The sequence below is a fragment of the Caulobacter sp. ErkDOM-C genome, assembly GCF_048541825.1.
Taxonomy (GTDB): Bacteria; Pseudomonadota; Alphaproteobacteria; order Caulobacterales; family Caulobacteraceae; genus Caulobacter.
The window spans coordinates 476,965-501,838 of the sequence record NZ_CP183332.1; the positions used below are offsets into that span (position 1 = coordinate 476,965).

The window sequence follows — 24,874 nt, forward strand, 5'->3', positions numbered from 1 at the left end:
TGGCGTCTGTGAGCGGCTACCCTGCCTGCCTCGCCCTTGCGGAGTCGTTAAGTCGAGGCCGATTCTCAGGAAAGTCGCTTCAGACGCAACCAATCTCCGGATCAAGGGCAGACCATCAGGCGATAAAAAGGGGCGGCGGGATGACCCGCCGCCCCCGGAGAAGAGCGTCCCGTCAGGGACAGCGGGTTACCACTTCTTGGTGATGCTCACACCGTAGAGGCGCGGCTCCTGAGTGATGATGTTGGTGAACAGGCCCGAGGAGTCATCGCTGGTGTAGGCGTCGATGATCGGAACGTCGTTCATCAGGTTCTTCACATAGGCGTCGATCTCCAGGCCCCACTCCGACTTCTCGATCTTGAGGGTCAGGTTGGCGTTGTCCCAGGCTTTGATGCGGTCGTAGGCGGTGTTGTAGACGCGGGCGTACTGACTCGTCTGGCGGTAGTAGTCGCCGCGCAGCGTGGCCGACCAGCCGGCCGCCATGTCCCAACGATACTGGGCGCCGACCGAGGTCGTCCAATGCGGCGAGCTGGGCAGCTCGTTGCCAGAGATATCAGCCGCCGTACCTTCGATCGAATAGCCGGCGCCGTAGTTATAGAGGCCGGTGCCATTGGCCAGGAAGTTGGCCGTGGGCGCCGGAACGCCTCGGCTCTGCAGGAAGCCGGAGAACACCGCCGGACCGCCGCAAGCGAAGGGCAGGGTGCCGCCCTGGCCGATGGCCAGCAGGGTGGCGACGCCGGCCGAGCTGAGCACGCAGTTGGCGCCGACGCTGGCGTTGGGCAGGCTGGGCCCGACCTTGACCAGGGTATAGGCCGCATTGCCCTGGGTGCGGTCCATGGTGTCGATCGACTTCACGTCCTTGCCGATCTCGGTGTGCAGGTAACCGACATTGGCGTTGAGGCGAAGATTGTAGATCGGCGACCAGATCGACTCGAGCTCCAGGCCATAGACTATGGCATTGACGTTCTCGTTGACCGAGGTGCGGTTGACGATCTTCGAGATCTGGTAGCCCTGATAGTCATAGTAGAAGCCGGTGGCGTTCATCAGCAGGCTGCCGCCCAGCATCGTGTTCTTGGTGCCCAGTTCGAACGCGTTGACGAATTCCGGAGCGAAGGTCTGCGGGATGCCGACGGCGTTGGCAGGTACGCCCGGATTGATGCCGCCGCCCTTATAGCCCTTGGAATAGAAGGCATAGACCAGGGTGTCGTCGGTCATCGACAGCTCTGGCTTGTAGTCGAAGCCGAAGCGGCCGGTCAGTTCGCTGAAGCTGACCTTGGCGGTCGGCGTGACCGGGTCGAGGACCAGGCCGGTGCCCGGCGCGAGCAGCACGGTCTTGTAGTTGTCGACAGACTTGCGGTCGCGCGTCTGGCGCAGGCCCAGGGTGAACTTCAGTGCGTCATTGGCCTGCCAGTACAGCTCGCCGAACAGGGCGTCCGACTTCAGCTTATAGGGCGTACGATTGTCGTAGTAGTTGTGACCCGAACCGTCTGGCGTGGCGCCCGTATCGATGCCGATACAGCTGTTCGGCAGGGTCACAGGATTACAGTTGGGGTTGCCGCCGTTCAGCGGGTTGGTGGCGTTCAGGGCCAAGGCCGACAGGGTCAGCGAGTTGCCGATCACATAATAGTCGGTGACCGTCTCGTAGTCGAAGTGGATGCCGCCGATGTTGAAGTTCAGCGGGCCATCGAAGTTCGACGACAGGCGGATTTCCTGGCTGAACTGTTCGGCCGCATTGGACGAGATGTCCAGGGTGGTGAACTTGTTCGTCCGGCCCGTCTGCGGATCGGTGAAGAAGCCGCCCGGCGTGAAGGGCGTGTTGTTGAACGGCACGGCCGAGACGTTGCGGTTGTAGTCCTGCTTGGAATAGACCGAGTTCTCACTGTACGACGTCATTGCCGTGACGGTCAGCTCGTCGGTCAGGTCGTAGTTCAGGGTGAACTGATAGACGTCCGACTTGGACTGGTAGATCGGGTCGAACGACGACTCGAACTTGTTCAGATCCTTGTCAGTGGTGTCGCCGGCGTTCACGTCGCCGCTGGTGAAGCCGAAGATGTTGCCCAGTTCGCCAGTCAGCGTGCCCGAGCTGTTGACGGTGCCGTAGGCGTTGTTGCTGTACAGCGAGCCGGGCAGACAGCCCTGGGTCAGGAAGATGCGCGCCGCGCCGGTGGCGACGCCGCCGACGGTGGCGGGGCCGTTGTCCTTGGTGCACAGCTGCTTGCCGGTGCGCGAGCGGGCGTCGTCTTCATCGAAGCGCTCCCACAGGAAGTTGGTGCGCAGCTTTTCCGTCGGGTTGAACATCACCGAGATGCGGGTCGAGTACAGATCCCGGTCGTCCACCTTGTTGCCGGTGAACGTGTTGGTCATGAAGCCGTCGCGCTTCAGATAGGCGCCGGCGGCCCGGATGGCGAGCTTGTCGCCGAAGATCGGCAGGTTGATCATGCCGCGGACCTTCTGGGTCCCGTAGTTGCCGACTTCGGCGCGGGCCATGGCTTCGAAGGTGTCGGTCGGCTTGGCGGTGATCAGGTTGACCACGCCGCCGGTGGCGTTGCGGCCGTACAGCGTGCCTTGCGGACCGCGCAGCACTTCGACGCGCTCCATGTCGTAGAATTCGGCTTCGAACAGGTTGCCCGACTGCTGGGGGGCGTTGTTCAGGTGGACGCCGACGCCGGCGTCGGCCGATGCGCCGACCGCCCGGGCCCCGATGCCGCGGATCTGGAAGTTGAAGCTGTTGGTGAAGTTGCTCTTGGCGAAGCTGACGTTCGGAATGGCAAGCTGAAGATTCGGACCGCCGTCGATCTTCTGGGCTTCAAGCGTGTCCTGGCTGAAGGCGGAAACCGCGATCGGCACGTCCTGAAGGGCTTCTTCCTTCTTCTGGGCGGTGACGACCAGTTCCTCGATGACCGTGGTCTGCTGACCGGTCTGGGCCAGCACGGGTGTGGCGACGGCTGCAAGCACGGCCGCCGAAGCGCCCATGGCCAGCAGGCTCCGCAAACGCGAAGATTGCGACATTCGAATTCCCTCCCTGAACGCCGCGGCTCCTTATGGCGGACCCTGCGTGCGTCGCTTGTTTCCTCGGCGCCGTACAATTCGCGCTACGCGGGCGTACGGCGGACCCCTCGCAGCATAGGCAGATTGCATACTTGCGTTCTTTGACTGTCAACTGCCGCCAGCCTAAGTGAACAGCGATAGGTTACACCTTTTCACTTTCCCCGGCATCACGTTCTCCTGTTTGGGGCAAGTTTCCACCGTTATTAGAAAAGTGGGTTTGGCGCTTACCTTGCGGCAATCTCGGCCAAGGCGCCCAAAACCCGGGCGCTACGGTTTGCGGCCGCCTCCGCTGTTGGGCGATTACGGTCTTGGGTATTGGCGTCGATCACTGTTTTTCGGGGCTTGATGCGCCCTGACCAGCGGGCGCCAGGCTCCGCAGCGCCGCTGGACCGTTTCGAGCCGTCGCCGCCTGGTGTAGAGGGAGCCATGGCTTTCTGTTTCAACTCTTGTGCTGCCCGTCGCGCGCCGGGCCGGAGAACCGTTCATGACTGACGCCGCCCTGGTGCTGTTCTCCGGCGGCCAGGACAGCAGCGTCTGCCTGGCCTGGGCGCTGGAGCGCTATGCCCGCGTCGAGACGGTCGGCTTCGACTATGGCCAGCGCCACGTCATCGAGATGAAGGCGCGCGTGGCCGTGCGCCATCAGATCGCCGCCCGTTTCCCGCACTGGGCCGAGCGCCTCGGCGAAGACCATGTGCTGGACCTCAAGGGTTTCGGCGCGGTCGCCGAGAGCGCCCTGACCGCCGACCGGGCCATCGAGATGACCGACCGCGGCCTGCCCTCGACCTTCGTGCCGGGCCGCAATCTGGTGTTCCTGATCTATGCCGCGGCCCTGGCCGACCGGCGGGGTATTCCGGCCCTGGTCGGCGGCATGTGCGAGACCGACTTCTCGGGCTATCCGGACTGTCGGCGCGATACGCTGGACGCGATGCAGACCGCGCTGAATCTGGGCATGGATCGCGACTTCCGCATCGAAACTCCGCTGATGGCGCTGACCAAGGCGGAAACCTGGGCCCTGGCCAAGGCGCTGGGCGGCGAGGATCTGGTCGATCTGATCGTGGTCGAGAGCCACACCTGCTACCGCGGCGAGCGCGGCGACCTGCACCCCTGGGGCCACGGCTGCGGCGACTGCCCGGCCTGCGAGCTGCGCCAGAAGGGTTATGAGGACTGGGACGCCGCCGGTCGTACGGAGCTGGTCCCGTGACCTACAGCGTCAAGGAAATCTTCCTCACCCTGCAGGGCGAGGGCGGGCAGGCCGGCAAGGCGGCGGTGTTCTGCCGCTTTTCCGGCTGCAATCTGTGGACCGGCCGCGAGCAGGACCGCGCCAAGGCCGTCTGCACGTTCTGCGACACCGACTTCGTCGGCACGGACGGCGAGAACGGCGGCAAGTTCGCCACGGCCGAGGCCCTGGCCGACGCGGTCGAGGCCCAGTGGACCGGCGGGCCGAACGACAGGCTTGTCGTCTGCACTGGCGGCGAGCCGCTGCTGCAACTGGACCCGGCGGCCATCGACGCCCTGCACGCCCGGGGCTTCATGATCGCGGTCGAGAGCAACGGCACGCTCATGGCCCCGGACGGCATCGACTGGGTCTGCATCAGCCCCAAGGCCGACGCGCCCGTCGTGCAGACCCGGGGGCAGGAGCTGAAGCTGGTCTATCCGCAGGACAAGGCCCTGCCGGAGCGGTTCGAAAGCCTGGATTTCGAGCGCTTCTACCTGCAGCCGATGGATGGTCCCGATCGCGACCGGAACACGCAATTGGCCGTCGCCTATTGCCTTTCCCACCCTCAATGGCGTTTAAGCGTCCAAACACACAAATATCTCGGCCTGCCCTGACGGATAAGGCGCGCGACCTGGTGACAGGGTCGTTGCGCTAGAGCCTCCCAGGCCCTGTCGAAAGAAGTACCTGATGAAGCCTGTCTTCGAGATCACGAAGGCCGCGACGTTCGACGCGGCTCACTACATCGAGCAAGGTCCCGCCGACCATCGCTACCGCAAGCTGCACGGCCACTCGTTCAAGGTGGAAGCCAGCGTGAAGGGCCAGATGCAGGACGCCGGCTGGGTGGCCGACCTGGAGGGCCTGGACACGGCGCTCAAGGCCGTGGCGACTGAGCTGGACCATGGCCTGCTGAACGATCGCCCCGGTCTGGAAAGCCCGACCCTGGAGCGTCTGTGCCTGTATTTCGCGCAGCGCCTGACGCCGACCTTTCCGGGTCTGTCGCGTGTGGTGATCTCGCGTCCGACCATCGGCGAAAGCTGCGCGCTTTGCCTCTAGAAGCGAGGCTCTAGCGCGAGCGCTTCCACTCTTCGTATTCGCGCTTGTCGCGGTCCTTGGCGCTTTCGCCTGGGATGACCGCCTTGCCGGTGGCGACGACGGCCTTGCCGCCAACCTTGGCGGCGCCCCCGACCACGGCGCCGGTGACGCCAATGGCGGTGCCGGCCACCATGCCGACGGCGCTGGCCGCGATGCAGCCCTGCAGGCTCAGGCCAAGCGCGACCAGGGCAATGGTGGACATCAGACGTTGGGCGGTCATGGCTCGCTTATCCCGGCTAACAGCGGCCTCATAATGGCTAACAGGTCTTAAGACCGGCTTAGCCGAAGTCGATGGCGATCGCGTCTTCGTCGCGCCGCCAGGGGCCCTTGTATCCGGCGGCCACCTGCCGTCGCCGATCGGGGCCGAAATAGCCCTCGCAGCGGATGAACGGGCGGGGATGCTCGATCAGCAGGGTCAGGCGATGGACCAGACTGCGACCCGTGACCGGCTTGGTCAGGAACTCGTTGACCCCGGCGTCGCGGGCGTCCTGGACGCGTCGCAACGTTGAATGGCCGGTCACCATCAGCACCGGCGCGAAGGGGTTGGGACTGGAGGGCGAGCGGCGCAGCAGATTGACGAACTCGATGCCGCCCAGCAGACCCATCTTCAGGTCGGTAATGACGATGTCGATCGGCACGCGCTGCATCATTTGCAGGGCCTCAGCGCCGTCGATGGCCTCGAAGATGTTCCGGACGCCGATGGCGCGCAGCATCTCGGTCAACAGCAGCCGCATGTGCTGATTGTCGTCGACGATCAGGATTTTCAGGGTGTCGAAGCGCACGCGTTTTCTTGAGCCCTGACGCGCACTAGCGCAACCTATGCGCGAATCAATAACAAGACGTCCGCATGGGGGGAAGCATTACAACCTTGCAATGTGCGAGGTCAACCCAGAAACCTGAGTGTTTTCAGTGATCAGACCACGTTGGATAAAGTTGACCGACCCGTGATCTCAGAAACGGTCAGCCTGGCCAGGACGATAGGCGCCGCCGCCGGTCTGGGCGCGATGGCGCAGAAAGGCGTCGGCCAGCACGCAGGCGGTCATGGCCTCGACCACCGGCACCCCGCGAATGCCCACGCAGGGGTCGTGGCGACCCTTGGTGCGCAGCTCGACCTCGTGGCCGGCCTCGTTGACCGTGTCGCGCGGGATCAGGATGGACGAGGTCGGCTTGAAGGCCACCCGCGCCACCACCGGCTGACCGGTTGACAGCCCGCCCAGCACGCCGCCGGCATGGTTGGTCAGGAACACCGGACCATCATTGCCCATCCGCATCTGGTCGGCATTGTCCTCGCCGGTCAGGGCGGCCGAGGCGAAGCCCTCGCCGATCTCGACACCCTTGGCGGCATTGATCGACATCAGGGCCGCTGCCAGTTCGGCATCGAGCTTGCCATACAGCGGCGCGCCCCAGCCGGCGGGCACGCCGGTCGCCTCGACCTCGACGATGGCCCCGGTCGAGGAGCCGGCCTTGCGGATCTTTTCCAGGTGCTCTTCCCAGACCGGAATGATCGCCGCATCGGGCGACCAGTAGGGATTGTTGTCGATCTCGCTCCAGTCCCAGCGCGAGCGGTCGATGGCGTGCGGACCGATCTGCACCAGGGCCGCGCGCACCGTGACGCCGGGGATCACCAGCCGGGCGATGGCGCCGGCCGCCACTCGGGCCGCCGTCTCGCGGGCCGAGCTGCGGCCGCCGCCGCGATAGTCACGCACGCCGTACTTGGCGAAATAGGGATAGTCGGCATGGCCCGGCCGGAAGGCCTGGGCGATCTCGCCATAGTCCTTGGAGCGTTGGTCGGTGTTGTCGATCATCAGGCTGATCGGCGTGCCGGTCGTGCGCTGGCCGTCGCTGCGGCCGTCTTCGAACACGCCCGACAGGATGCGGACCGCATCGGGCTCCTGGCGCTGGGTGACGAACTTGCCCTGGCCGGGGCGACGCTTGTCGAGGAAGTCCTGGATCATCTCCGCCGTCAGGGCGATGCCGGGAGGGCAGCCGTCGACGACGCAGCCGAGCGCCGGCCCATGGCTTTCGCCCCAGGTGGTGACGCGGAACAGATGACCAAAGGTGTTGTGCGACATGGCGGCGCTTCTAGCGGAAACAGCTGGCTGCGGCAAAGGCGGGCAAGTCCTCCCCCTGAAGGGGGAGGCGGCCGAAGGCCTGTGGGGGGAGTTGGCAGTGAGTCAGCAGAACTTCCCCCTCCGTCGCCTTCGGCGACACCTCCCCCGCTAGGGGGAGGACTTTTGAAACTAGCCCCGAACCTTCGCCGCCCCGGCCAGGTAAAGCTCCAGGTTCGTCCAGCCCGAGCCGCCCTTGGCCGGCGACGTACCATCGGGCGCCTTGGGATTGAGCCCGTGCGCCGCTTCCCACGCATCGGGCATGCCGTCGCCGTCCGCATCCGGCGCGGCGACGCCGGACGCCAGCACAGGCCAGCCGCCGACATCCTGTTCGTTGTTGATGATCATGCCACTGCGGTCGCGCACCCCGGCCACGACCCGCGCGTCGACCGGATCGCGCCAGACCGAGGCCCCGGCCTCGGCCAGCACGCGCTCATAGGCGCTGGCGGCGGGATCGGCGGCGATGGGCGCGATGTCGATCGGGGCGGCCTGGCGATAGCCCTCCACCTGCAGGCCGGTGACCAGGCTCCACGGATCGGCCGGAACCACGCCGTTCATGCTGTTGCCGGCGAAATAGGCCCTGGCCAGGCTGTTGCTCTCGTTGAAGGCGATGGCCTTTTCCGAGCTGGGGCCCATCACATAGGCGTTGTCGACGAAGTTGTAGGCGACCAGCGCCGCCTTGTCGGCGTCATAGCCGGCATGGCCCTTGCCCCAGTTGTAGAAGACGTTGGAGCGGAACTCGATGAAGGCCCCGACCGGGTCCTTGTCAGGCCCGTCATAGTTGCCGGGGCGCGGCATGCGGGCCAGGTGATTGGCCCAAAGATTGTGATGGAAGCTGATCTTCGAGCCCTGGCCGCCGCGGATCAGGCTGCCATAACCGTGGTCGCCCTTGGCGTGGATCGACTTGGCCAGGCTCTCGCTGATGATCGACCACTGCACGGTCAGGTCATGAAAGCCCTGATCGGGATTATCGAACCGGGCCGAGGCCGACAGGGTCTCGTCCACCGACCAGCTGGCCGAGACGTGGTCCAGGATGATCCGCCGCCCCTTGGCCACCCAGATCGCGTCGCCCTCGGTGCGGCTTTCGGCGCCGAGCCGCGAGCGGATGAAGCGGATCACCACATCGTCGGCGGCCACGATCAGGGTCTGGTCGCGCAGGGTGATCCCGCCGCCCGGCGCGGTCTGGCCGGCGAGGGTGATCTGGCCGTTGGCGATCTTCAGCGGGCTCTTCAGGGCGATCGTTCCTGACACATCGAACACCACGGTGCGCGGCCCCTTGGCCTCGACGGCGGCGCGCAGGGAGCCCGGGCCGACATCGTCGAGGTTGGTGACCTTGATCACCGCCCCGCCGCGTCCGCCGACACTCAGGCGACCCGCGCCCTCTGCGCCGGGGAACGCGACCACCTCTTTCGGCCCGGCCGTGCCGGACGCGGTGGCGCAGGCGGTCAGGGCGAGGGTCAGGGCGGCCAGGCTGGCGGCGTTGTGAAGCGGGCGGCGCATGGCGTGTTTCATCTCTGGTGGAGCGGCGTCTGCAGCGCCGGTGTCGAGGCGCGAGGATGGCGGCGAGGAGGAGTTTTGTCCACCGGTGTCATTTCTCAGTCGAAGTCTGGCGGACACCGCTTCGCAGCCTCGCGCGGAAACCGCCGAAGAGGTGGGAAGGGTCGCGGAGCGTCCGGGCCTCGCCCGGATGATGGGATAGTTGAATACCGTTTCGACGAAGACAGACGCTCTGCGTGATCGTTATCCCCCTGGCCGGGGCGCGCGGGTCTGGTTCAACCCTATGCCCCACCCGGGTTTTGCCCTCCTCGCGACGGACCCAGCCCTGAAGCTGCAAGCCACGCCGATTCCGGAGGAACCCGGAGCGAACCTTCGGACGGGCGGAGGCCTTGGCTTGCCCCCGATAGGCAGGTTTACGTCACCCGCCCTCACTCCCGCTCGATCACCCCTGACAGCCGCAACGGTCGCCGTACGTGCGCCCTTCCCGTGCTGTCAGGTGAGATTGATTATGCGGGCGGTTTCAGCGCGTCTGACGGGCGCGATCAAGTTTTTTACAAGGCGTTGATCTAGCTGCTGTTTGTTTCGGAAAGAACGGGGATTGAGCGCGGCGTATCCCCGTACACCCAGCCCTCTCCCAGAGGGAGAGGGAGGGACCCACGCTTGCGTGGGAGGGTGAGGGGTTACACCGTCAGCCGTCCTGGAGCCCGGAGGCCCTGCCCAGTCCGGAAGGGCTTCGCAAACCCCTCATCCTCCCACGCCTGCGGCGCGGGCCCCTCCTTCTCCCTCTGGGAGAAGGTTTCGATCTGGGCGCACCCCGTCCCCCTTCGCGCCGAAGGGAGCCATCCTTAAATCCCTCTCCCAAAGGGAGAGGGAGGGGCCCGCCGCGAAGCGGTGGGAGGGTGAGGGGTTACGAGGCTTGACGGCGTGCCGGCACTCCGTCGAACGCCGTAACCCCTCACCCCAACCCTCTCCTTCTGGGAGAGGGAGCAAAGTCCGCAAACCACCCCAAGCCGAACCCCGCAAGGTCCGCTTCAGCGCCCCCTAACGCGGCGCGCGATCCAGCGAGCGGATATAGGCCGTCAGGTCGGCGATATCGATCGAGGTCAGTGGCTTGCGCGGCATGCGGTAATGGCCAACCTGCGAGATCGCTTCCAGCTCCCAGTCGAGGCGGGTGTTGCGATAGGTCTGGGCGACGCTGGCGAAGCTGGGCGCGGCGGTCTTGGGGTTGCCGGCGCTGGAGCCTACCGCGTGGCACTGCGAGCATTCGGTCAGGGCCAGGTTGCGTCCGCGCGCCACCAGATCGGCCTTTGAAGGCTCTCCCGGCGTGGTCGCGCAGGCGACCAGGCTGGCGCCGGCGGCCAGGACGAGGATCAGGCTACGCGTGGCGGTCGGGGGCGATGACATGGTGATGCTCGGGCCCAGTGGAGGTCTGCTGCGAGTGTGCGCCCCGGCGGCGGGTTGCCATTGATCGGGATCAATTCCGGGCAGGCGCGGGCGGCTAATCGACCCTTGAAAGCACGCCGCGCAAGGTCTCGACCACCTGGTCCACATGGCGCTTTTCGATGATCAGCGGCGGCGACAGGGCGATGATGTCGGCGGTCACCCGGATCAGCAGGCCGGCGTCGAAGGCGGCCTCGAACACTTCCAGCGCCCGGGCGGTCGGCGCGCCGGCGCGGGGCTCCAGCTCGATGCCGCCGATCAGGCCCAGATTGCGGATGTCGATGACGTGGCGGGCGTCGCGCAGGCTGTGCATGGCCTCCTGCCAGTAGGCCTCCATCCCCGCCGCCCGGGCGAAGAGGTCGTCTTCCTTGTAGGTTTCCAGCGTGGCGATCCCGGCCGCGCAGGCCAGGGGGTGGGCCGAATAGGTGTAGCCGTGGAACAGCTCGATCGGGGCGTCGGCGCCCTCCATCATGGCGTCGTAGATCTTGCTCGAGGCGGCGACCGCGCCGCAGGGCACGGCGGCGTTGGTCAGGCCCTTGGCCATGCAGAGCAGGTCGGGGGTGACGCCGAAGCGGTCGGCGGCAAACGGCGCGCCCAGGCGGCCAAAACCGGTGATCACCTCATCGAAGATCAGCAGGATGTCATGCTTGTCGCAGATCGCCCGCAGGCGCTGCAGATAGCCCTGGGGCGGGATCAGCACGCCGGTCGAGCCGGCCACCGGCTCGACGATCACGGCGGCGATGTTGGAGGCATCGTGCAGGGCGACGATGCGCTCCAGCTGGTCGGCCAGGTCGGCGCCGTGTTCGGGCTCGCCTTTCGAGAACAGGTTGCCGGCCACGCCGTGGGTGTGGGGCAGGTGGTCGACGCCGGTCAGCAGCGAGCCGAAATACATCCGGTTCTTGGGGATGCCGCCCACCGAGATGCCGCCGAAGCCCACCCCGTGATAGCCGCGCTCGCGGCCGATCAGCCGGGTTTTGGTCCCCTTGCCGCGGGCCCGCTGATAGGCCAGCGCGATCTTCAGGGCGGTGTCGACCGACTCCGAGCCGCTATTGGTGAAGAAGATCCGGTCCAGGCCGTCCGGCGTCACCTGGGCCAGCTGGCTGGCGAACGCAAAGGCCAGCGGGTGGCCCATGTTGAAGCAGGGGGCGTAGTCCAGCTCGGCGGCCTGTTTCTGGATCGCCTCGCGGATACGGGGGCGGTCGTGGCCGGCATTGACGCACCACAGGCCCGAGGTGGCGTCGAGGATCTCGCGGCCCTCGGGGGTCTTGTAGTGCATGTCCTTGGCGGACGAGAGCATGCGCGGCTGGGCCTTGAACCGCCGGTTGGGCGTGAACGGCATCCAGAAGGCGTCGAGGTTGTTGGCGCCGAAATTGGGCATGGGCGGTCTCGAGGGCTGGGCCGGGGGCTGGCGTCGGGCGAGGGATCATGCACTGTGATCGCAATTGCCCGCTTTCTGGAAGCCCCTTCGTGCCTGCCGCCCCGCAAAGACGCGCCCTGGCCGATTCCACGGCCGTGCATGATCAGGTCTATGACGCGATCCGTCAGGCCCTGATCACCGGCCGCATCGCGCCCGGTGTCGGGGTCAGTCTGCGCAGCCTGGCCGCCGAGCTGGGGGTCAGTCCGATGCCGGTGCGCGACGCCGTGCGGCGGCTGGCGGCCGAGCGGGCCCTGGCGATCAATCCGGCCAACAAGCGCCTGTCGGTGCCGTCCCTGACCGCCGACCGGCTGGAACAGCTGTCCCAGGCCCGCCTGTGGATCGAGCCGGAGCTGGCCGCCCGCGCCGCGCGCCATGCCGACGAGGGGCTGATCAGAACCCTGCAGGCCATCGACGCCCGGCTGGACGCCGCGCTGGCGGCCGGCGATGTCGACGGCTACATGACGGCCAACCACGCCTTTCACTTCGCCATCTATGAGCGCTCAGGCGCCGATGTGCTGCTGTCGATGGCCGGCGGGCTATGGTTGCAGATCGGGCCGTTCATGCGGGTGGTGTTCGGGCGCGTCGGCACCGGCAGCCTGCCGGCCGACCGTCACGCCGAGGCGATCGCCGCCCTCAAGGCCCGCGACGCCGACGGCGCCCGCCGCGCCATCGCCGCTGACCTGTCTGAAGGCATGGACAAGATGCGGACCGCCGTGGAGGCGGGCGCATGAGCGGCCGTCTTGACAGGCGCGCTGAGGCCGCGAACTGTGATCACAGTTTCAGGAAAGCCTGCCCGTGACGCTTGCCCCCGCCCTTCATGCGTTGAACCCCCATGCCGACCTGACGTCGGTATGCTTGACGCCGAGGTGACCTGCCCATGACCGGCCTGAAACTCGTCGAAACCGCCGCCCTGATCGATGGCCTGTGGATCCAGGCCGACGCCACCTTCGAGGTGACCAACCCGGCTGACGGGACGGTGATCGCGCAGGTCGCCGATCTTGGCGCGGCGCAGACCGTCATCGCCATCGACGCCGCCCATCGCGCCTTCCCGGCCTGGGCGGCGCGCACCGCCAAGGATCGCGGGGCGATCCTGCGGCGGTGGAGCGACCTGATGCTGGCCCATGCCGACGACCTGGCCCGGCTGATGACCGCCGAGCAGGGCAAGCCCCTGGCCGAGGCGCGGGGCGAGGTCGTCTATGGGGCCAGTTTCATCGACTGGTTCGCCGAGGAGGCCAAGCGGGGCCACGGCCAGTCGATCCCGACGCCGGATCCCAACAAGCGGCTGATGTCGATCAAGCAGCCGGTCGGGGTGTGCGCCGCCATCGCGCCGTGGAATTTCCCGATCGCCATGATCACCCGCAAGGTCGGCCCGGCCCTGGCGGCCGGCTGCACGGTGGTGGTCAAGCCGGCGGCCGAGACGCCGCTGTGCGCCCTGGCCATCGCCCGGCTGGCGATGGAGGCGGGCGTGCCGGCCGGGGTGCTGAACATCGTCACCGGCAAGGACGCCAGCGCCATCGGCAAGGCGCTGTGCGATGACCCGCGCGTGCGCAAGCTGTCGTTCACCGGCTCCACCCCCGTGGGCAAGACCCTGTACGCCCAGTGCGCCGGCACCATGAAGAAGCTCAGCCTCGAGCTGGGCGGCAATGCGCCGTTCATCGTCTTCGACGACGCCGATCTGGAGGCCGCCGTCGACGGCGCCATCGCCAGCAAGTACCGCAACACCGGCCAGACCTGCGTCTGCGCCAACCGGCTGATCGTGCAGTCGGGCATCCACGACGCCTTCGCCGCCCGGCTGACGCAGAAGGTGGCGGCGATGAAGGTCGGCCCCGGAACCGGCGAGGGGGTCACCATCGGCCCGCTGATCAACGACAAGGCCCTGATCAAGGTCGACAGCCTGGTGCGCGAGGCGGTTGAGGCCGGCGCCGTCGTCCTGATCGGCGGCGACGCGCATGGCCTGGGCGGCCTGTTCTACCAGCCCACGGTGCTGACCGGCGCGACAGCGGACATGCGGCTGTTCCAGGAGGAGATCTTCGGCCCGGTCGCCCCGATCGTGAAGTTCGAGACCGAGCAGGACGCCATCGACCTGGCCAACGCCACGCCGTTCGGACTGGCGGCTTATTTCTACAGCCGTGATGTCGGTCGCTGCTGGCGCGTGGCCGAAGCCATCGAGGCCGGCATGGTCGGCATCAACGAAGGCATCATCTCCACCGAGGTCGCGCCGTTCGGCGGGGTCAAGGAGTCGGGCCTGGGGCGCGAGGGCGCGTCCGAGGGGCTGGATGAGTATTTCGAGACCAAATATCTGTGCTTTGGCGGGGTGAAGGGATGATGCGTTCGCGCCGTCATCCCCCCATCTCCCGTCATTCCCGCCCTTGTGGCGGGAACCCCTCTATCCGCCGCAAGGGCAGAGGTGTGGCGGGCTGGCCCGCCAATGCGCTTCACGTGTCAGCTGAGCCAGGGGTTCCCGCCACAAGGGCGGGAATGACGGGAGTATTTTTCGGGGCGGCGGGATGATGGCGGAACTCGCCAACGCGTCCACCCTCGAGGGGTTGATGCAGGCCGAAGCCGCGCGCTTCACGGCCGAGCATCCGCGCAGCGTGGCGATGGCCGGGCAGGCGGCGCAGGTCTGGCGCGGCGGCGCGCCGATGCACTGGATGAACGACTGGGCCAGTCCCAGCCCGATCTTCGCGGCCCAGGGCGTCGGGGCCCAGATCACCGATGTCGACGGCAAGCTGTATGACGACTTCTGCCTGGGCGACACGCCGTCGATGTTCGGCCATGGCGACGCGGCGGTGGCCTCGGCGGTGTCGGACCAGATCAAGCGCGGCGCCGGCTTCATGCTGCCGACGGCCAGCGCGATCCTCGTCGGCCGCCTGCTGGCCGAGCGTTTCGGCCTGCCGCTGTGGCAAACGGCGACCACGGCCAGCGACGCCAATCGCGCCGCCATCCGCTGGGCTCGGGCGGTCACCCAGCGGTCGGTGATCCTGGTGTTCGACGGCTGCTATCACGGCATGGTCGAGGACGCCTTTGTCGTGCTGAACGACGGCTCACCCGTGATGAAGCCGGGTCTGCTGGGTCAGGTTCACGACATGACCGCCACCACCTGGGTCGTACCGTTCAACGACCTGGCCGCCTTGGAGGCGGCCCTGGCCTCCGATCAGGTGGCCGCCGTCCTGGCTGAGCCGGTGATGACCAATTGCGGGATGATCCTGCCCGAGCCCGGTTTCCATGAGGCCTTGCGCCGCCTGACCCGCGACTCCGGAACCCTGCTGATCCTCGACGAGACCCACACCCTGTCCAGCGGCCCCGGCGGCTATGCCGGGCTGCACGGGCTGGAGCCCGACATGTTCGTGGTCGGCAAGGCCATCGCCGGCGGCGTGCCGGCCGCCGTCTGGGGCGTCACGGCCGAGCTCTCTGCGCGCATGGACCACGCCCAGGCGCGGATCGGACCGGGCCAGTCGGGCATCGGCACCACCCTGTCGGGCAACGCCCTGGCCATGGCGGCCATGCGCGCCATGCTGACCGAGGTCATGACGCCCGCCGCCTATGACCGCATGCTGGCCGGGGCCGAGCGTCTGGTGGCGGGTCTGAACACCGTCGTCGCGGCGCGCGGTCTGCCCTGGTCGGTGGTCCATGTCGGGGCCCGGGTCGAGCTGGTCTTCGCCAATCCTCCGCCAAAAAATGCCGCCCAGATGCGCAAGGCGCTGGACCACGACCTCGTGGCCGCGCTTCATCTGTGGCTGATGAACCGGGGCGTGCTGATTGCGCCCTTCCACAACATGATGCTGGTGTCGCCGGTGACTGAAGACGCGTCGATTGACCGGTTGGTCGCGGCCGTCGACGGGTTCGCCGCCGAGATCGAGGGCCTGTCCGCATGAGCCATCCCATGGTTGCCGATCCCCAGGAATGCCGCGACTTCCTGGCCGCCAATCCGCAGGTGCGGTTTGTCGATGTGTTCTTCACCAGCATGACCGGCGTGCCGCGCGGCAAGCGGCTGCGGATCCACGAGCTGCAGGCGGTCTACGACTATGGTCGCTTCCTGCCCGGCTCGATTCTGGTTGTCGACACAACCGGGGCCGATTGCGAGGACACGGGCCTGGTCTGGGAAGACGGCGACGCCGACCGCCGCGCGCGGCCGGTGCCCGGCACCCTGACCCTGGCCCCCTGGCTGGGCGACGACATGGCCCAGGTGATGCTGTCGCTTTACGAGCTGGACGGCACGCCCAACGATCTGGACCCCCGCCACGTGCTGCAACGGGTGCTGGACCGCTACGCCGCCGATGGCCTGACGCCGGTCGCCGCCTGCGAGCTGGAATACTATCTGGTCGACCTGGAGCGCACCGCTGACGGCGACCTGCAGCCGCCCAAGTCTCTGCAGACCGGTCGTCGCCCGCACGGCATCGAGGTCTATGGCCTGCCCGAGCTGGAGGCCATCGCCCCGTTCCTGCGCGAGCTGTGGGACACCGCCGACGTGATCGGCGTGCCGCTGGAAGGAGCGATCTCGGAGTTCGCCCCCAGCCAGGTGGAGCTGACCCTCAAGCACAAGCCCGACGCGCTGCGGGCTTGCGACGACGCCCTGCTGTACAAGCGCATGGCCAAGGGCGTGGCCCTGCGCCATGGCTGCGAGGCCACCTTCATGGCCAAGCCCTGGGCCGACAAGGCGGGCAACGGCTTCCACGTCCATGTCAGCTTCAACGACAAGGACGGCAACAACCTGTGCGCTGACGAGGACCCCGAGGGCTCGGCCATGCTGCGCCACGCCATCGGCGGCATGAAGCAGCTGCTGGGCGAGGGCATGGCCATCCTGGCCCCCAACGCCAACAGCTATCGCCGCTTCAAGGCCAACAGCTATGCGCCGGTCGCGGCGACCTGGGGCGTCAACAACCGCACGGTGTCTCTGCGCATTCCGGCCGGACCGGCTCCGACGCGCCATGTCGAGCACCGCGTCGCGGGCGCCGACGGCAATCCCTACCTGGTGATGGCCGTGCTGCTGGCCAGTGCTCACCACGGCCTGACCCACAGGATCGATCCGGGCCCGGCGGTGGTCGGCGACGGCTATGCCGCTGCGGCCAAGGAGAAGTCGCGTCTGCCGTCCCACTGGTTCGCGTCGGTTGATCTGTTCGATCAGTCAGCCGTGCTGCGCGACTATCTGGGTGACCGCTTTGTGGACATGTTCGTGTCGGTGAAGCGGACTGAACAGGCGAGGTTCTTCGAGGTGGTCACCAGCCTCGATTTCGATTGGTACCTGCGCAACGCGTGATCACGCTGCGCGGCAATGGCTTTGGGTTGAAAACCGCCGGGGGGATCGCCGGCTTCGAACAAAAAGGGAGCTTTGAGGGACCATGAGCACCATTACCCAACGGGGCATGCAACGGGCCGGGATGAACCGCCGATCGCTGCTGACGGCCACGGGCGCCGCCGCCATCGGCCTGACCTTCACCGCCTGCGGCGAGAAGCCCGCGCCGGCCGCCGCCGGCGGCGAGGAAGCCAAGCTGAACTTCTATAACTGGGACACCTATATCGGCGACACCACCCTGGCCGACTTCAAGACGGCCACCGGCGTCGACGTGAACATGAGCCTGTTCGCCACCAACGACGAGCTGTTCGCCAAGCTGAAGGCCGGCAATCCGGGCTTTGACGTGATTGTGCCGTCCAACGAGTTCGTCACCCGCATGGGCCAGGCGGGCCTTCTGGAAGTGCTGGACCGCAGCAAGATCCCCAATCTGACGAACATCGATCCGGCCTTCATGGACCCGGAATACGACCCGGGCCGCAAATATTCGATGCCCTACACCTGGCTGGTGCTGGGCATCGGCTATCGCAAGAGCAAGGTGAAGGGCGTTCCTGACAGCTGGAAGTACCTGTTCGACAGCGAGCAGTACAAAGGCAAGATCGCCCTGCTGTCGGAAAGCGCCGACCTGATCCGCCTGTCGGCCAAGTACAAGGGCTACAGCGTCAACAAGATCCCGCCCGAACTGGTCGCCGAGATCGAGGCGATGCTGATCAAGCAGAAGCCTTTCATCAAAGCCTTCCACGACGACAACGGCCAGGACATGCTGGCCTCGGGCGAGGTCGATCTGGTGCTGGAATACAACGGCGACATCGCCCAGCTGATGAAGGAAGACGACGACGTCGGCTTCGTGATCCCCAAGGAGGGATCGCTGATCAATTCCGACACCCTGTGCATCCCCAAGGGCGCGCCGCGTCCGCTGAACGCCCACAAGTTCATCAACTATCTGCTGGACGCGCAGGCCGGGGCGGCGATCTCCAAAACCATCCTCTATCCGACGCCCAATGCGGCGGCCAAGGCGCTGATGCCTGACGATTACAAGAACAATCAGGTGATCTTCCCGCCGCTGGATGTGATGGCCAAGTGCGAGTACGGCGCCTTCGAAGGCGCCGAAAAGGCCAGCCAGTACGAGGAAGTCATGACGCGGGTGCGGGCGGCTTAGGGCGCGAGCCAAGTCCTCCCCCCAGCGGGGGAGGCGGCCGAAGGCCGGAGGGGGAAGTGCTGCTGAGTCAGCCCGACTTCCCCCTCCGTCGACTGCGTCGACACCTCCCCCGCTGGGGGGAGGATTTTAGGGGGACCACCGATGGAACAGAGCTGGAAACAGGCCAAGGCGGTGTTCGCCGGCACGCTCGGCCCGCCGCTGTTCTGGCTGGTGCTGTTCTTCCTCGTGCCGCTGGCCATCGTCTGGGCCTACAGCTTTGGCAACAACGACGGCCTGACCGACATCGCCATTACCGGCACGTTCAAGAACTACGCTCGGGCGATCGAGCCGCTGTATCTGAAGATCTTCGTGAAATCGGCCTGGGTGGCGGCCATCACCACCGGGCTGTGCCTGGTGATCGGCTTTCCGGTGGCCCTGGCCATCACCTTTGCGTCCGAGAAGACCAAGACCTGGCTGCTGTTGCTGATCATGCTGCCGTTCTGGACGAACCTGCTGATCCGCACCTACGCCCTGATCGCGGTGCTGCGCACCGAGGGCTACGTCAATATGGGCCTGGAGTGGATCTGGAAGGGCGGCGGCGTGATCGGGGCCCTGCTGGGCCTGCAGCCGATCGGCGACTTCCAGCCGCTGGAGCTGCTGCACAACAATTTCGCGGTCATTCTCGGCCTGATCTATGTGCACCTGCCGTTCATGGTGCTGCCGCTGTATTCGGCCCTGGACCGGCTGGACAAGTCGCTGCTGGAGGCCAGTCTCGACCTTGGCGCCGGCCACCTGCAGACCCTGTTCAAGGTGGTCGTGCCCCTGGCCCTGCCAGGCATTGCGTCGGGCGTGCTGATCACCTTCATCCCGGCCCTGGGCGCCTATCTGACGCCCGACCTGCTGGGCGGGCCCGACAGCCAGATGATCGCCAATGTCATCGAGCGCCAGTTCAAGCGGGCCAATGACTGGCCGTTCGGCGCGGCGATGTCGTTCCTGCTGATGTACCTGACCTTCATCGCCATCGCCTTGCAGGCCGTGCTGTCTCGCAAGACCCCGGAGGCCAAGTGATGGCGAAACGCTCCGCTCCCGGTCCCCTCGAATACCTCCGCCGCTGGCAGATGCAGGCCTGGCTGGCGGCCGTGGCGATCTTCCTCTACGCGCCGCTGATCGCCCTGATGGCCTTCAGCTTCAATGACAGCCGGCGCAACATCGTCTGGAAGGGCTTCACGCTCAAATATTACGAGAAGGCTTTCAATAATGCCGGCCTGATCGAGGCGTTCGGCAACAGCCTGACCATCGCGGCCGTTTCGACCGTGGTCAGCGTGGCGCTGGGGGCCATGGTCGCCCTGGCCCTGTGGCGGTTCCGCTTCCCCGGCAAGACGGCCCTGAACGGGGCGCTGGCCCTGCCTATCGTGGTGCCGGAGATCTGCATGGGCGTGGCGATGCTGGTGTTCTTCGCCAAGGTGATGCCGTGGCCGCAGGGCATGGTCTGGCCGCTGAACCTGGGGGCGATCATCATCGCCCACGTCTCGTTCTCGTTCCCGTTCGTGGCGGTGGTAGTGCGGGCCCGGATGACCAGCTTCAACCGCGAGATGGAGGAGGCGGCCCGCGACCTGGGGGCCGGCGAGTGGCGAACGATCAAGGACGTGATCCTGCCGCACATGGCCCCGTCTCTGGTGGCCGGGGCGCTGCTGGCCTTCACGCTCAGCCTCGATGACTTCGTCATCACCTTCTTCACGGCCGGACCCGACACCGTGACCTTCCCGGTGAAGGTCTATTCGATGGTCCGCTTCTCGGTGACGCCCGAGGTCAATGCGGCCTCGACCATACTTATTGTGCTGACGGTGATCCTGACGGCCGCCGCCCTGAAGCTGCAGGGCAATTCGGCCGCGACGGCGGGCCATGGGGGAGAGAAGTCGTGAGCATCATCACCTTCGAGAACGTCACCAAGCGCTTCGGCAAGATGGTGGCCGTCGACAACGTCTCGCTCAGCGTCGAGGAGGGCGAGTTCTTCTCGCTGCTGGGCCCGTCGGGCTGCGGCAAGACCACGCTGCTGCGGATGCTGGCCGGCTTCGAGACCCCCAGCGAGGGCCGGATCCTGATCGACGGCCATGACGTCTCGACCGTGCCGCCCAACAAGCGGCCGGTGAACATGGTGTTTCAGTCCTATGCGGTGTTCCCGCACATGAGCGTGGCCGACAATGTCGCCTATGGCCTGAAGGTGGATCGCGTGCCGACCGCCGAGCGCAACAAGCGCGTCGAGGAGGCTCTGGACTTGGTGCAGCTGGGCGGTCTGGGCGGTCGCAAGCCCGATCAGCTGTCGGGCGGCCAGCGGCAACGTGTTGCTCTGGCGCGGGCTCTGGTCAAACGCCCTCGCGTGCTGCTGCTGGACGAGCCGCTGTCAGCCCTCGACGCCAAGCTGCGCGAGCAGATGCGCACCGAGCTGTGCACCCTGCAGGAGAAGGTCGGCATCACCTTCATCATGGTCACCCACGATCAGGACGAGGCCCTGGCCCTGGCCAGCCGCTGCGCGGTGATGAACCGCGGCGTGCTGCAGCAGGTGGCCACGCCCAGCGACCTTTACGAGTTTCCCAACAGCCGCTTCGTGGCCGACTTCATCGGCAGCGTGAACCTGTTCGAGGGTGTGCTGGCGGTGGATGAGCCCAGCCATGCGATCATCCGCTCGCCTGACCTGCCGGTGGACATCTTCCTCGATCACGGCGTCACCGGCCCGCGCGGCGGCGCGGCCTGGGCGGCGATCCGGCCCGAGAAGATCGAGCTGCACAAGAAGGACGGCGACGAGGCCCCCAATCTGGGCGACGCGCCCAAGGGCGCCAATGCGGTGGCGGGTGTCATCAAGCATGAGGCCTATCTGGGCGGCTCGTCGGTCTATGAGGTCGAGATCGCCGGAGGCCGCAGTATCAAGGTCCACCGCTCCAACCTGACCCGCTGGGACCAGGAAGACTTCAAGCTGGGCGAAGAGGTCTGGCTGTGCTGGCACGCCTGTTCGCCGGCGGTTTTGCTGTCATGACCCGTCCCGTCGCCGGTATCATCTGCTGCACCCGCACCGTCGGGATCGAGCCGGCTCAAGCGGTGATGAACCGCTATGTCGCCGGGGCGATGCAGTATGCCGATGTCGCCGCCCTGCTGGTGCCATCCATGCCGCAGCTGATGAAGGCTTCGGAAGTCGCCGCGCGGCTGGATGGGCTGATGCTGACCGGCAGTCCCTCGAACCTTGATCCCGCGCTTTATGGCGAGGAGATCGGCGATGCGCCCGGCCCGTTCGACCTGGCCCGCGACACCACGACTGCCGATTTGATCAAGGCCATGCTCGACCTGGGTCGGCCGGTGTTCGGCGTCTGCCGGGGCTTCCAGGAGATCAATGTCGCGTTCGGCGGCACCCTGCGCCGCGACATGGCCTCCAGCGCCGAGCTGATCGCGCACCACGCGCCGGACGAGGTCGATTTCAACGGCATGTTCGACCATCTGCACCCGGTCGATCTGACCCCCGGCGGCGTGCTCTCGGCCGCGTTCGGGACCGAGCGGGCGGTGGTCAATTCGGTGCACTATCAGGGCGTCGACCGGCTGGGCGAAGGGTTGAGCGTTGAGGCCCGCGCCCCCGATGGCGTGGTCGAGGGTGTCTCGGCCACCGTCAATGGCGCGCCCGTCCTGGCCGTCCAGTGGCATCCCGAGTGGCAGACCGCCGCCAACCCGCAATCCCAGATTTTCTTCCAGCTTTTCGGACGCGCCCTCAGAGGCGCGCCGCTCGTCGGTCCCGCCTTGGCGGGAGCGCCCCAAAAAGACGTCGCGTAGGAACCAAGCCCAATGACTGTCCCGATCCGAAACCACGACATCGCCGAGCTCAAGCGGCTGGACCTGGCCCACCATCTGCCGGCCCAGACCGACTACAAGCTGCAGCAGGAACTGGGCGGCAGCCGGATCATCACCCGCGCCGACGGGATCTATATCCATGACGGCGAGGGCCACCAGATCCTGGACGGCATGGCCGGCCTGTGGTGCGTGAATGTCGGCTATGGCCGGCAGGAACTGGCCCAGGCGGCCTATGACCAGATGCTGGAGCTGCCCTACTACAACACCTTCTTCAAGACCGCCTCGCCGCCGCCGATCCGCCTGGCCGCCAAGATCGCCGAGAAGATGGGCGGCAATCTGACCCACGTGTTCTTCAACTCTTCGGGCTCGGAAGCCAACGACACCGTTTTCCGCCTGGCCCGTCACTACTGGAAACTGAAGGGCCAGCCGCAGCGCACGGTCTTCATCAGCCGCTGGAACGCCTATCATGGCTCGACCGTGGCGGGGGTCTCGCTGGGCGGCATGAAGCACATGCATGTGCAGGGTGACCTGCCGATCCCCGGCGTGCATCACGTCATGCAGCCCTACGGCTTTGGCGAGGGCTTTGGCGAAGACCCGGCAGCCTTCTGCGCCCGGGCGGTGCAGGAGATCGAGGACAAGATCCTGCAGGTCGGCCCCGAGAACGTCGCCGCCTTCATCGGCGAGCCGGTGCAGGGCGCCGGCGGCGTGATCATCCCGCCCGACGGCTACTGGCCGGCGGTCGAAGCGGTCTGCCGCAAATACGGCATCCTGCTGGTCTGCGACGAAGTGATCTGCGGCTATGGGCGGCTGGGCCAGTGGTTCGGGCACCAGCACTACGGGATCAAGCCCGACATGATCGCCATGGCCAAGGGTCTGTCGTCGGGCTACCTGCCGATCAGCGCCGTGGGCGTGGCCGACTTTATCGTCGCCGAGCTGAGGGAAAAGGGCGGGGACTTCATCCACGGCTTTACCTATTCGGGCCACCCGACCTGCTGCGCCGTTGCCCTGAAGAACATCGAGATCCTAGAGCGCGAGGGCCTGGTCGAGCGCACCCGCGAGGACACCGGCCCCTATCTGGCCAAGGCCCTGGCCACGCTGAACGACCTGCCGCTGGTGGGCGAGACCCGCTCGCTGGGCCTGATCGGCGCCGTCGAGATCGTCCGCGAGAAGGGCACGAACCATCGCTTCCTCGACAAGGAAGGCGAGGCCGGTCCCGTCGTTCGCGATATCTGCATCAAGAACGGCCTGATGGTGCGGGCGATCCGCGACAGCATCGTCTGCTGCCCGCCGCTGATCATCACCCATGCCCAGATCGACGAACTGGTGGGGATCCTGCGCAAGTCGCTGATCGAGGCCGAGCCCGTGCTCCGCGCCCTGAAGCCTGAGGCCGCGTCATGAAACAGCCCAAGCACAAGAAGACCAAGCCGGACCAGCGGGTGAAGCGCGGCGTCGCCACGCTCGAGGAGGCCCAGGCCTGGTTCACCCGGCAGAACATCGAGGAGATCGAGTGCGTCGTGCCCGACCTGGCCGGGGTGGCGCGCGGCAAGATCATGCCGGTGCGCAAGTTCCTCGGCGCCCCGTCGATGAACCTGCCGCTGGCGGTGTTCTATCAGACCATCACCGGTGACTTCCCCGAGTTCGAGGGGGTGGTCAATTCGGTGCAGGCCGACACCGACATCGTCCTGACGCCCGACTTCGCCACCCTGGCCGCCGTGCCCTGGGCCCAGGATCCGACCGCCCAGGTGATCCACGACGCCTTCCATCCCGACGGCCGCCCCGTCGAGGAAAGCCCGCGCCAGGTGCTGCGCCGGGTACTGGCCCTGTATGCCGAAAAGGGCTGGGTGCCGATCGTCGCCCCGGAGATCGAGTTCTATCTCGTCGACAAGAACACCGACCCCGACTACCCGCTCAAGCCCCCGATCGGCCGCTCGGGCCGGCCGGAGACCGGGCGCCAGGGCTATTCGATCAGCGCAGTCAATGAGTTCGATGCGCTGTTCGAGGACATGTACGAATACTCTGAACGCCAGGGCCTGGAGATCGACACCCTGATCCACGAAAGCGGCGTGGCCCAGATGGAGATCAACCTGCGCCACGGTCCTCCGCTGGAACTGGCCGACCAGGTGTTCATGTTCAAGCGCACCATCCGCGAGGTGGCGCTGGAGCACGAGATCTACGCCACCTTCATGGCCAAGCCCATGGCGTCAGAGCCTGGCAGCGCCATGCACATCCACCAGTCGATCATCGACAAGCACGGCCAGAACCTGTTCTCCGACCCGAAGACCGACGAAGAGACCCCGCTGTTCCACAATTTCATCGCCGGCCAACAGACCTATCTGCCGGCGATCATGGCCATACTGGCGCCCTATGTGAATTCCTACCGCCGGATCGCCAAGGATTCCGGCGCGCCGGTCAACACCCAGTGGGGCTATGACAATCGCACCTGCGGCCTGCGCGTGCCGCCGTCGAACGCCGCCAACCGCCGGCTGGAAAACCGCATTCCCTCGTCTGACGCCAATCCCTATCTGGCCATCGCCGCAACCCTGGCGGCCGGCTATCTGGGCATGGTCAATGACCTCAAGCCCAGCCCGCCGGTTCTCACCGACGCCGGCGCCCGGGGCATCGAACTGCCGCGTAGCCTGACCGAATCCCTGAAGCTGTTCGAGGCCTGCCAGGACCTGGTCGACATCCTCGGCCCGGTCTTCTGCCAGGCCTATGACCACGTCAAACAGGCCGAGTACGAGACCTTCATGCGCACGATCAGTCCCTGGGAGCGCGAGTTTCTGTTGCTGAATGTTTAGCG

General features: G+C 66.5%; 21 protein-coding genes and 2 pseudogenes. 15 read left to right on the forward strand and 8 right to left on the reverse strand.

All coding sequences use genetic code 11. From position 1 onward, the window contains the following. Positions 1 to 186 precede the first annotated feature (186 nt). Positions 187 to 3,006 carry a TonB-dependent receptor gene (locus ACN2C8_RS02255; RefSeq protein ID WP_419254174.1) on the reverse strand — a complete coding sequence of 940 codons (2,820 nt, stop codon included), beginning with the start codon at positions 3,004 to 3,006 and terminating at the stop codon, positions 187 to 189. Positions 3,007 to 3,529: 523 nt separating this feature from the next. Between ACN2C8_RS02255 and queC the strand changes: the two genes are divergently transcribed. The 3 genes from queC to ACN2C8_RS02270 all read left to right on the forward strand — a co-directional run bounded on the left by queC (position 3,530) and on the right by ACN2C8_RS02270 (position 5,314). Beyond that, positions 3,530 to 4,246 carry a 7-cyano-7-deazaguanine synthase QueC gene (gene queC, locus ACN2C8_RS02260; RefSeq protein ID WP_419254175.1) on the forward strand — a complete coding sequence of 239 codons (717 nt, stop codon included), beginning with the start codon at positions 3,530 to 3,532 and terminating at the stop codon, positions 4,244 to 4,246. After that, positions 4,243 to 4,875 (forward strand): 7-carboxy-7-deazaguanine synthase, encoded by a 633-nt coding sequence (queE, locus tag ACN2C8_RS02265; protein ID WP_419254176.1) that lies wholly within the window; start codon positions 4,243 to 4,245, stop codon positions 4,873 to 4,875. Before queC ends, queE begins: the two co-directional genes overlap by 4 nt. A gap of 73 nt (positions 4,876 to 4,948) precedes the next feature. Then, positions 4,949 to 5,314: a 6-carboxytetrahydropterin synthase gene (locus ACN2C8_RS02270; RefSeq protein ID WP_419254177.1), complete on the forward strand. Its 366-nt coding sequence runs from the start codon at positions 4,949 to 4,951 to the stop codon at positions 5,312 to 5,314. 10 nt (positions 5,315 to 5,324) lie between these two features. Here ACN2C8_RS02270 and ACN2C8_RS02275 read toward each other — a convergent pair whose 3' ends face one another. The 7 genes and pseudogenes from ACN2C8_RS02275 to ACN2C8_RS02305 all read right to left on the reverse strand — a co-directional run bounded on the left by ACN2C8_RS02275 (position 5,325) and on the right by ACN2C8_RS02305 (position 11,776). Beyond that, the gene (locus tag ACN2C8_RS02275) at positions 5,325 to 5,573 is read right to left on the reverse strand and encodes a hypothetical protein (RefSeq protein ID WP_419254178.1); all 249 of its coding nucleotides are present in this window, start codon (positions 5,571 to 5,573) and stop codon (positions 5,325 to 5,327) included. A 58-nt stretch (positions 5,574 to 5,631) separates the two neighbouring features. Further along, positions 5,632 to 6,135 (reverse strand): response regulator, encoded by a 504-nt coding sequence (locus ACN2C8_RS02280; protein ID WP_419254179.1) that lies wholly within the window; start codon positions 6,133 to 6,135, stop codon positions 5,632 to 5,634. Positions 6,136 to 6,303: 168 nt separating this feature from the next. Continuing rightward, complete coding sequence (gene aroC, locus ACN2C8_RS02285) at positions 6,304 to 7,425, reverse strand: chorismate synthase (RefSeq protein WP_419254180.1); 1,122 nt, start codon at positions 7,423 to 7,425, stop codon at positions 6,304 to 6,306. A gap of 168 nt (positions 7,426 to 7,593) precedes the next feature. Beyond that, on the reverse strand, positions 7,594 to 8,961 hold the full coding sequence (locus ACN2C8_RS02290) for a pectate lyase family protein (protein WP_419254181.1): 1,368 nt from the start codon (positions 8,959 to 8,961) through the stop codon (positions 7,594 to 7,596). A gap of 845 nt (positions 8,962 to 9,806) precedes the next feature. Further along, positions 9,807 to 9,962: pseudogene (locus tag ACN2C8_RS02295) on the reverse strand (hypothetical protein); the annotation flags it as partial. A gap of 37 nt (positions 9,963 to 9,999) precedes the next feature. After that, positions 10,000 to 10,362 carry a c-type cytochrome gene (locus ACN2C8_RS02300; RefSeq protein ID WP_419254182.1) on the reverse strand — a complete coding sequence of 121 codons (363 nt, stop codon included), beginning with the start codon at positions 10,360 to 10,362 and terminating at the stop codon, positions 10,000 to 10,002. A 94-nt stretch (positions 10,363 to 10,456) separates the two neighbouring features. Next, positions 10,457 to 11,776, reverse strand: a complete 1,320-nt coding sequence (locus ACN2C8_RS02305; RefSeq protein WP_419254183.1) for an aspartate aminotransferase family protein — start codon at positions 11,774 to 11,776, stop codon at positions 10,457 to 10,459. An 89-nt stretch (positions 11,777 to 11,865) separates the two neighbouring features. On the opposite strand from ACN2C8_RS02305, the gene ACN2C8_RS02310 reads away from it, so the two are divergent. The 12 genes and pseudogenes from ACN2C8_RS02310 (at position 11,866) to ACN2C8_RS02365 (ending at position 24,872) form a co-directional block, all read left to right on the forward strand. Then, complete coding sequence (locus ACN2C8_RS02310) at positions 11,866 to 12,546, forward strand: GntR family transcriptional regulator (RefSeq protein ID WP_419254184.1); 681 nt, start codon at positions 11,866 to 11,868, stop codon at positions 12,544 to 12,546. Between the two features lie 146 nt (positions 12,547 to 12,692). Further along, a complete protein-coding gene (locus ACN2C8_RS02315) occupies positions 12,693 to 14,141 on the forward strand; it encodes an NAD-dependent succinate-semialdehyde dehydrogenase (RefSeq protein ID WP_419254185.1) in 1,449 nt (482 codons plus the stop codon). Between the two features lie 181 nt (positions 14,142 to 14,322). After that, positions 14,323 to 15,690: an aspartate aminotransferase family protein gene (locus tag ACN2C8_RS02320; RefSeq protein ID WP_419254186.1), complete on the forward strand. Its 1,368-nt coding sequence runs from the start codon at positions 14,323 to 14,325 to the stop codon at positions 15,688 to 15,690. Positions 15,691 to 15,698: 8 nt separating this feature from the next. After that, a complete protein-coding gene (locus ACN2C8_RS02325) occupies positions 15,699 to 17,072 on the forward strand; it encodes a glutamine synthetase family protein (protein WP_419255792.1) in 1,374 nt (457 codons plus the stop codon). 82 nt (positions 17,073 to 17,154) lie between these two features. Then, the gene (locus ACN2C8_RS02330; RefSeq protein WP_419254187.1) at positions 17,155 to 18,264 is read left to right on the forward strand and encodes an ABC transporter substrate-binding protein; all 1,110 of its coding nucleotides are present in this window, start codon (positions 17,155 to 17,157) and stop codon (positions 18,262 to 18,264) included. Positions 18,265 to 18,283: 19 nt separating this feature from the next. Beyond that, positions 18,284 to 18,405: pseudogene (locus tag ACN2C8_RS02335) on the forward strand (hypothetical protein); the annotation flags it as partial. Then, positions 18,406 to 19,311: an ABC transporter permease gene (locus ACN2C8_RS02340; protein WP_419254188.1), complete on the forward strand. Its 906-nt coding sequence runs from the start codon at positions 18,406 to 18,408 to the stop codon at positions 19,309 to 19,311. Further along, a complete protein-coding gene (locus ACN2C8_RS02345) occupies positions 19,311 to 20,165 on the forward strand; it encodes an ABC transporter permease (protein WP_419254189.1) in 855 nt (284 codons plus the stop codon). The genes ACN2C8_RS02340 and ACN2C8_RS02345 overlap by 1 nt, the downstream gene beginning before the upstream one ends. 41 nt (positions 20,166 to 20,206) lie before the next feature. Next, positions 20,207 to 21,274: an ABC transporter ATP-binding protein gene (locus tag ACN2C8_RS02350; RefSeq protein ID WP_419255794.1), complete on the forward strand. Its 1,068-nt coding sequence runs from the start codon at positions 20,207 to 20,209 to the stop codon at positions 21,272 to 21,274. Then, positions 21,271 to 22,056 carry a gamma-glutamyl-gamma-aminobutyrate hydrolase family protein gene (locus tag ACN2C8_RS02355; protein ID WP_419254190.1) on the forward strand — a complete coding sequence of 262 codons (786 nt, stop codon included), beginning with the start codon at positions 21,271 to 21,273 and terminating at the stop codon, positions 22,054 to 22,056. The genes ACN2C8_RS02350 and ACN2C8_RS02355 overlap by 4 nt, the downstream gene beginning before the upstream one ends. A gap of 12 nt (positions 22,057 to 22,068) precedes the next feature. Continuing rightward, on the forward strand, positions 22,069 to 23,472 hold the full coding sequence (locus tag ACN2C8_RS02360) for an aspartate aminotransferase family protein (protein WP_419254191.1): 1,404 nt from the start codon (positions 22,069 to 22,071) through the stop codon (positions 23,470 to 23,472). Next, on the forward strand, positions 23,469 to 24,872 hold the full coding sequence (locus tag ACN2C8_RS02365) for a glutamine synthetase family protein (protein WP_419254192.1): 1,404 nt from the start codon (positions 23,469 to 23,471) through the stop codon (positions 24,870 to 24,872). Before ACN2C8_RS02360 ends, ACN2C8_RS02365 begins: the two co-directional genes overlap by 4 nt. Positions 24,873 to 24,874 lie beyond the last annotated feature (2 nt).

Excerpts from the sequence above, each read along its gene's own strand:
- ACN2C8_RS02255 (WP_419254174.1), bottom strand. The coding sequence starts at position 3,006 with ATGTCGCAATCTTCGCGTTTGCGGAGCCTGCTGGCCATGGGCGCTTCG.
- queC (WP_419254175.1), top strand. The coding sequence starts at position 3,530 with ATGACTGACGCCGCCCTGGTGCTGTTCTCCGGCGGCCAGGACAGCAGC.
- ACN2C8_RS02270 (WP_419254177.1), top strand. The coding sequence starts at position 4,949 with ATGAAGCCTGTCTTCGAGATCACGAAGGCCGCGACGTTCGACGCGGCT.
- ACN2C8_RS02275 (WP_419254178.1), bottom strand. The coding sequence starts at position 5,573 with ATGACCGCCCAACGTCTGATGTCCACCATTGCCCTGGTCGCGCTTGGC.
- aroC (WP_419254180.1), bottom strand. The coding sequence starts at position 7,425 with ATGTCGCACAACACCTTTGGTCATCTGTTCCGCGTCACCACCTGGGGC.
- ACN2C8_RS02290 (WP_419254181.1), bottom strand. The coding sequence starts at position 8,961 with ATGCGCCGCCCGCTTCACAACGCCGCCAGCCTGGCCGCCCTGACCCTC.
- ACN2C8_RS02300 (WP_419254182.1), bottom strand. The coding sequence starts at position 10,362 with ATGTCATCGCCCCCGACCGCCACGCGTAGCCTGATCCTCGTCCTGGCC.
- ACN2C8_RS02305 (WP_419254183.1), bottom strand. The coding sequence starts at position 11,776 with ATGCCCAATTTCGGCGCCAACAACCTCGACGCCTTCTGGATGCCGTTC.
- ACN2C8_RS02315 (WP_419254185.1), top strand. The coding sequence starts at position 12,693 with ATGACCGGCCTGAAACTCGTCGAAACCGCCGCCCTGATCGATGGCCTG.
- ACN2C8_RS02320 (WP_419254186.1), top strand. The coding sequence starts at position 14,323 with ATGATGGCGGAACTCGCCAACGCGTCCACCCTCGAGGGGTTGATGCAG.
- ACN2C8_RS02325 (WP_419255792.1), top strand. The coding sequence starts at position 15,699 with ATGGTTGCCGATCCCCAGGAATGCCGCGACTTCCTGGCCGCCAATCCG.
- ACN2C8_RS02330 (WP_419254187.1), top strand. The coding sequence starts at position 17,155 with ATGAGCACCATTACCCAACGGGGCATGCAACGGGCCGGGATGAACCGC.
- ACN2C8_RS02340 (WP_419254188.1), top strand. The coding sequence starts at position 18,406 with ATGGAACAGAGCTGGAAACAGGCCAAGGCGGTGTTCGCCGGCACGCTC.
- ACN2C8_RS02345 (WP_419254189.1), top strand. The coding sequence starts at position 19,311 with ATGGCGAAACGCTCCGCTCCCGGTCCCCTCGAATACCTCCGCCGCTGG.
- ACN2C8_RS02350 (WP_419255794.1), top strand. The coding sequence starts at position 20,207 with ATGGTGGCCGTCGACAACGTCTCGCTCAGCGTCGAGGAGGGCGAGTTC.
- ACN2C8_RS02355 (WP_419254190.1), top strand. The coding sequence starts at position 21,271 with ATGACCCGTCCCGTCGCCGGTATCATCTGCTGCACCCGCACCGTCGGG.
- ACN2C8_RS02360 (WP_419254191.1), top strand. The coding sequence starts at position 22,069 with ATGACTGTCCCGATCCGAAACCACGACATCGCCGAGCTCAAGCGGCTG.
- ACN2C8_RS02365 (WP_419254192.1), top strand. The coding sequence starts at position 23,469 with ATGAAACAGCCCAAGCACAAGAAGACCAAGCCGGACCAGCGGGTGAAG.